Origin of the sequence: Lederbergia sp. NSJ-179 (assembly GCF_022867885.1) — a bacterium.
Lineage (GTDB): Bacteria > Bacillota > Bacilli > Bacillales > Bacillaceae_C > Lederbergia.
This window is the reverse complement of record NZ_JALIFP010000034.1, coordinates 38,889-44,888: the sequence shown is the minus strand read 5'-3', so window position 1 is coordinate 44,888 and position 6,000 is coordinate 38,889. Positions and strand designations below refer to the sequence as shown.

Annotated in this window: 8 protein-coding genes; all 8 read right to left on the bottom strand. The window is 37.6% G+C overall.

Features of this window, described 5'->3' with window-relative positions; genetic code table 11:
• On the bottom strand, positions 1 to 1,571 hold a 1,571-nt coding region (locus MUB24_RS18535), incomplete at its 3' end, for a MucBP domain-containing protein (protein ID WP_244706713.1).
• Positions 1,572 to 2,326: 755 nt separating this feature from the next.
• Positions 2,327 to 2,494: a hypothetical protein gene (locus tag MUB24_RS18530; RefSeq protein WP_244706711.1), complete on the bottom strand. Its 168-nt coding sequence runs from the start codon at positions 2,492 to 2,494 to the stop codon at positions 2,327 to 2,329.
• Positions 2,491 to 2,637 carry a hypothetical protein gene (locus tag MUB24_RS18525; protein WP_244706709.1) on the bottom strand — a complete coding sequence of 49 codons (147 nt, stop codon included), beginning with the start codon at positions 2,635 to 2,637 and terminating at the stop codon, positions 2,491 to 2,493. Before MUB24_RS18525 ends, MUB24_RS18530 begins: the two co-directional genes overlap by 4 nt.
• A gap of 174 nt (positions 2,638 to 2,811) precedes the next feature.
• On the bottom strand, positions 2,812 to 3,318 hold the full coding sequence (locus MUB24_RS18520) for a GNAT family N-acetyltransferase (RefSeq protein ID WP_244706707.1): 507 nt from the start codon (positions 3,316 to 3,318) through the stop codon (positions 2,812 to 2,814).
• Positions 3,319 to 3,330: 12 nt separating this feature from the next.
• On the bottom strand, positions 3,331 to 3,747 hold the full coding sequence (locus MUB24_RS18515) for an NUDIX hydrolase (RefSeq protein WP_244706705.1): 417 nt from the start codon (positions 3,745 to 3,747) through the stop codon (positions 3,331 to 3,333).
• 33 nt (positions 3,748 to 3,780) lie between these two features.
• A complete protein-coding gene (locus MUB24_RS18510) occupies positions 3,781 to 4,596 on the bottom strand; it encodes a GNAT family N-acetyltransferase (protein ID WP_244706704.1) in 816 nt (271 codons plus the stop codon).
• Between the two features lie 20 nt (positions 4,597 to 4,616).
• The gene (locus MUB24_RS18505; protein ID WP_244706703.1) at positions 4,617 to 5,132 is read right to left on the bottom strand and encodes an ankyrin repeat domain-containing protein; all 516 of its coding nucleotides are present in this window, start codon (positions 5,130 to 5,132) and stop codon (positions 4,617 to 4,619) included.
• A gap of 214 nt (positions 5,133 to 5,346) precedes the next feature.
• Entirely contained in the window at positions 5,347 to 5,802 is a 456-nt protein-coding gene (locus MUB24_RS18500) for a GNAT family N-acetyltransferase (protein WP_244706702.1), read from the bottom strand.
• Between the last annotated feature and the right edge of the window lie 198 nt (positions 5,803 to 6,000).

The following is a 6,000-nucleotide window of genomic DNA, read 5'->3' as shown; positions in this document are numbered from 1 at the left end:
ACATACGTTACGGTTTGCTCTTCTTCCGTGAACTCCCCAGTCGCATTGTCTGGTGTTTTAACTAACTCATATCCGTCAATCTCTTTCGGGCTTGTCTCATATGGAGAACCTACTTCTCCTGTAAGTGAGTCTGGGTCAGCTACCGGATTGCCGTCCTCATCCACATATTCAACCGCAACAGTACCTTCAGGTTTCACTGGTTTATAAACATACGTTACGGTTTGCTCTTCTTCCTTGAACTCCCCAGTCGCATTGTCTGGTGTTTTGACTAACTCATACCCGTCAATCTCTTTCGGGCTTGTCTCATATGGAGAACCTACTTCTCCTGTAAGTGAGTCAGGATCAGCTACCGGATTGCCGTCCTCATCCACATATTCGATTACGATAGATCCTTCTTTTACTTGTACTACATTTTCAACTGTGTTCGAGTCTTTCTCTACATCTTCACTATTTGACACTGATGCCAAATTTGTAATTGTAGTACTCTTCTCAACATTATTTACTGTAACTTTGAATGTAACTACCGCTTTATTACTCTCTCCAGCAAAAATCACTCCGCTTTCTGTTTCCGGAGAGTTAATATACAGTCCTTCTTCAAGCGGACTTTTACCATCAACATCAGAGACAGGATTACCATTTAAAGTAGTGCTATCTGCTACATAAGTAGTATCCTCTGGAATCATATCTTGTAAAAACGTTTCTGTAGAAGCAACATTCCCATCATTCCAGATTTCTAATGTATAAGTGAGCTCTTCTCCTTGAGCAACAGTACCTTCAGGTGAAACAGATTTCGCAATGTTTAAGTTGGATTGTAAAGTTGATCTAACATTAGAGGCAAAATCGGTACTATCGTAATTAATTTCACCTATAATATCAGATACAACACCCGTACTTGGGTCTATACGAATGATATCATAGGGTTTAGACTCTCCATCAGCGCCAACTAATGTCCCATCACCGAGAAATGCTAATTCCCCTAAACGCTGAACTGAAGAGCCATCCGAATAAATAACGGGGATAATCCGATCAAGGTCTCCATTATCCGGATCAATTCTTACCAAATAGGAATTACCTGATGCATTTTTATTATATGTTGCTTGCCATACATACCCGTCTCCATCAACAACGATATCTCCGTCTCCTGTATGATCTCTAAGTTCTATATTGGTTTTATTTACAACTTTATGATCTATAGTTTCACCTGTATTAATATCAAAAGATGAAAGCCATACTTCTCCTTCCCAGTCATACACATAAAGATACTTAGTACCGTCTAATGAGGTGGCTCCAGTGGCAGTGTGTTGCCATAACTTGCCAATTTTACTTGTTGTTCCATTAGAATCTACTCGGTACAGATTGCCTTCACTATCATTTACAAAGAATGCTTCTTCATTCATAGCTAATCCGTTTCCATAACCCAGATCAGTTTGAATAGTTCCCTTAAGCTCAGTTCCCCCATTACTAGCGATCACTGAAGGATCTCCCTCATATTGATAGATAACACCATCAGCATAATCATAAAAGTCGCTACTATTTATCGTAACGCCATCACTTTCATCTTCTGCTGCCATAGCGGTGATTGCCTTTATATTAAAGAACAGGTTTAAGATTAATATAAAGACGAGTGAAGCTGAAAAAATCTTTTTCATATACTAAACTCCTTTCCATAAAATGTAAATATTTACATAAAATGTAAGTATTTTACATAAAATGTAAATTATTATCATTTTAATCGACAAATTTCTTGTTTAAATCATTCAAAAGTACTAATTTTTACAAAATTCCCCCTTTATAACTACTTGTCAGCTTGTAACTAGGTCTAATGAACAACACTTATTATGTAAAAAGAGCTTTTCTAGGAAATAATATCCAAGCCTAAAAGGGTGTGTCCTTATAGCAATAGTGCAGCAAGGGAATAAAACCCCAATATTCAGAAAACAGTTAATCAATTTTGGGATTTTACTAGCTTTTTTCCGAATGATTTTTCCGGGATCCACTTATTTAAACTGAAAGTCCCACAAAGTGTAAAGTTAAGATAAAACTTCTACATCGATATCTAAACAATTTTCCCTAGATTAAGAGAGGTTTTTATCATCCGTTACAAATGATACGCTACTACGCAAAAAATAAAAGTCTAATCATAAGGGGCCCCAGCGAAACTTTGCGTTAGCAAGGAAACCGCTTTTAATTGCTTAATTTGGCTTTTAAAAAAAGACTTGTTGGTTTGTTATTTAGATATTTAAGTCACTCGGAGTGCAACTTACAGGAATAGGAACCATTGAGCGAATTACCTGAAATAATAAGCTGCCTTTCTCTATAAAATCAATTACATTTCTCTCCAAAATTGTTCCGGATTGTCTATAACCACATTTTCATACTTACAAATTATTTCCTTCATTCCCACTGGCTCATCAAAATCAACAGCATGCCATGGATTCATATCAGGAGGGCCAAGACTCACCTTTAATTTCTTATCAGTGATATCAAATATCATGCTTCTAAGCGTCCCCATTCCACTTGAATAAAAGTGACAGCAAGGTCCAAAGTAATCGCCCGTTGTTTACCTACCTCATAGTGAGTTCCCTCTGTGACATGAATATCAAAAATCATTGGTTCTTTTTGATCGCTATTTTCCATAACATTCGACCTTTCTATGTAAAGTTTATGGGACAGATTTTTTAGCGACTTGCTTTAATCCTCTTCTTTCCAATATTATCAAATAAAAAAAATAAGGCTACGGAAACTTTGCGTCTTTTCTTAGATTGAAAATGGCGCTTATCCTTGTTATGGAAAGCGCCGGTTAAAATTATATTAAATGGTGTTTATATTTTTCCAACCATATACAAATTCAGTTAGTTGCTTTCCTCCAATTTCAATCTCAGCTGTATCAATCTTTTTTGCTCCAAGAGATTCGTAGAAGAATCGGGAACGGTTTTCTGCTAACACTTGCACGGTCATAGTGGAAATATTTTTCCGTTTTAAATCTTCCACAACAGCCTCCACTAGCAATCTCCCTAACCCTTTCCTCTGAAACTCTTCTAGGATATAAATGGCATATAACTCTCCTTCGAAATCAGGGTACTTGCCCGTCCTTTCCATCCCGCCACCCGCAAAACCAACAATTTCGCCATCTTTCGTTTCAGCAATAAATACTGGCTGACTTGAAATAATCTCTTTCCATTTTTCTTCTCTGCTCTCGTACGTCATACTCTGTAAAAACTCATCCGGAACAATCCCTTTATAGGTTGTTTTCCAACTATCAACCTGCACTTTTGCAATGCCCTTCGCATCCGTTTGCTTCGCCTGTCTAATCTTCATGTCGCACCCCATTCAGTCCACTAGAATTTCATCTTTCATCAGATTTACCTGTTCTACCATATGACCAATATTGCCTTCACCTGCAAACTTGCTCATATCAAAAAAGTTTTGATTCAGATCAGACCAATATAACTCATTTTCATCTCCTGAAACCAAGAAATTCTGCTTCAATCTGCCAACATAAACCTCCACATAACAATGATGAAAATAGTAGGTAAAATCCATGACATGATGAAGTGTCACATCTGCTTTCGAAATACTCGTCTCTTCAAACAATTCCCGATATGCAGCTTCCATACCGGTTTCTCCGTCCTCGATTTTCCCACCAACAAAATTACTTAAGCCTTTGTACGGCTCCCGTAATCGCTTGCACATTAACAACGACTTCATATCGTTGCTATAGATCATTAAAACATTGTATCCTTGCATTGTAACCTCCATATAAGAAGCATTCATTATGTATCAAAGTTTCGTCCAAATCGCCTTCGTGTAGGCAATTTTCATTCCGGCCCTTTCCATATTTCTAAGACTACCACTGCCATAGGCTGTTTGTCCGACAATCATATGACAATGGTTTTGTTGAGCATGTTGTAACCGTTTGGCTATCAATGCACTGTGCACGCCTTTATTTCTATATTCCGGAATGGTTGCAGATGCAGCAAGTGTCGCTATGCCGTCCTTTTCAAATAAAACACCTATTCCGGCAGGCTCCCCTTTTACACGTGCCAAGTAAAAGGTCCAGTGCTCATTATGATGCAAAACCCGATTATTTTGCGCCACAAAATCGATTAACGAAGATGGCATATTAAACCCTTTCGTATAAATCTGGCCAAATATGGCAAATTCATCATCCTCGAATTCGCGGATCGAAATCGAAGTATCTTGTTCTGCGCTCAATATAAAATCATCCGCTATTGAAGCACAAAGTGCCGTACGGAAGCCACGTTGAAAATAGCCTCTCTCTGAAAGCAACTTAAATAGCTCTACAGAACAATGAGCAGGAGTAATTTCAAAGTTTGCTGGTATTTCCCTTTCATGATAAAAATCTAAAATGGTATCAATCTCATCCAGTTGATTCGCGCTAACCCCCTTTACATTATTGAATGAGGGACCTGGAATATTCTTTACATAATAGGCAACAGCATCACCAAATTTTTTTATTTCCACACCCATTGGGTTCCCTTCTATACTCTGAACACCTGTCAATCGTGACTCCAAAAGTTCTATCTCTGATTGTTCGATTCTACGCGCAAGCTCTTCCGTCAAAATAAGCGACATTGTGACACCCCTATCTTTTTTTAGGTAAGTTCAAGATACCGTTGTAATTGCTCAGCTACTTGATTGTTTCCTTGCTCTCTAGCAATATCAATCGCTGTTTTTCCGTCACTCATCTTTGTATCGATTGTAGCGCCATGTTCAAGTAAAAGACGAACTATTTCTTGGTTGTTGCCATGAAAAGCAGTTGTGTGTAGAGATGTAAACCCATTACTATCAACGATATCTGGATTCGCGTTATTTTTTAAAAGGAGTTCAATGATTTCTAAATCCCGTGCTCCTGCTATAGCAGCATGAAGGGCCGTATTGGATGGGATATAGTCTATTTTTGAGTGGGAGACGGCATTGACATCTGCGTTGAAATCTAAAAGTAGTTGGACTGCTTGCTTCTTTCCCAGATGTGCTGCAAATCCTAGTGGCGTTATCCCTTGCTCATTTTCTATATTTGCTAAAGATGAATTAGCAATCAAAGTCGTTTCTAATGCAGGGACATCATTTGATTCTATCAATTGGAATACATCGCTTACTGTTGTACCCATAATATAAACCTCCATTATTTTTGTTTATGTATAACTTCTATATTTCTACAAAATAACCTTTTTTCCATCGCCACACCGCTCCGGTGAAAAGCCAGTACCTTCTTTGGGAATCATCCCCCCTCTATGAGAGGCATTTAAAATAAGAAAATAGAGCTAATGACGAATATAGAATCACGTTAAATAAGAAACAGATCCCAGAAAGACTCAGATATATTCAAAGAATTTCGCTTGCGTAAATTCTTGAACGGTGTCCCCACGGATGATAGCCATCCCCCATATAAGTGAACCCGTATTTTTCATAGTAACCAATGTGGTCCGTGCACAGATAAACTCGATTGAATCCTGCTCTTTCAGCATCCGCTTTAGCACGCAAAATAAGTTTTTCCCCTAAAGATCGACCGCGATAGTCTTCTTCAATGTAAAGGGCGGATATCCATGGCCATAAATCCATGCGGCTAATAAAATCATTGCTAATTAGACCTGCACACCCAATGATCTCATCTGATTGCTCCATTAAGTACCAAATAGGAAGGGGACTATCTGTTTTGATGCTATGTGTAATTGAATCCTCATAAACTTTCATACTGTTTTCGTCTGCCCATCTGCTTTGAAAATATGTAATAGCTGTTTCTTTATACTCTGGATGTTCTCTAAGACTAATAATGTTCATCTGTATTTTCTCCTGTCTTTTAAATTATCGTGTAAATCATGAACATATTTATTTAATATAGCAACTAATTCAAAATCGTTTGCTTGACTAATTTTCATTTTCTTCTACCTCTTTGTAAAAATTTTCCTACAATTAAATACTAACATAAAATTCTATCTATATGACTAAAACGTCCAAAAATTAGGACGTTTTGACATA

Excerpts from the sequence above, each read along its gene's own strand:
- MUB24_RS18505 (WP_244706703.1), bottom strand. The coding sequence starts at position 5,132 with ATGGGTACAACAGTAAGCGATGTATTCCAATTGATAGAATCAAATGAT.
- MUB24_RS18520 (WP_244706707.1), bottom strand. The coding sequence starts at position 3,318 with ATGAAGATTAGACAGGCGAAGCAAACGGATGCGAAGGGCATTGCAAAA.
- MUB24_RS18500 (WP_244706702.1), bottom strand. The coding sequence starts at position 5,802 with ATGAACATTATTAGTCTTAGAGAACATCCAGAGTATAAAGAAACAGCT.
- MUB24_RS18525 (WP_244706709.1), bottom strand. The coding sequence starts at position 2,637 with ATGGAAAATAGCGATCAAAAAGAACCAATGATTTTTGATATTCATGTC.
- MUB24_RS18515 (WP_244706705.1), bottom strand. The coding sequence starts at position 3,747 with ATGCAAGGATACAATGTTTTAATGATCTATAGCAACGATATGAAGTCG.
- MUB24_RS18510 (WP_244706704.1), bottom strand. The coding sequence starts at position 4,596 with ATGTCGCTTATTTTGACGGAAGAGCTTGCGCGTAGAATCGAACAATCA.
- MUB24_RS18530 (WP_244706711.1), bottom strand. The coding sequence starts at position 2,494 with ATGATATTTGATATCACTGATAAGAAATTAAAGGTGAGTCTTGGCCCT.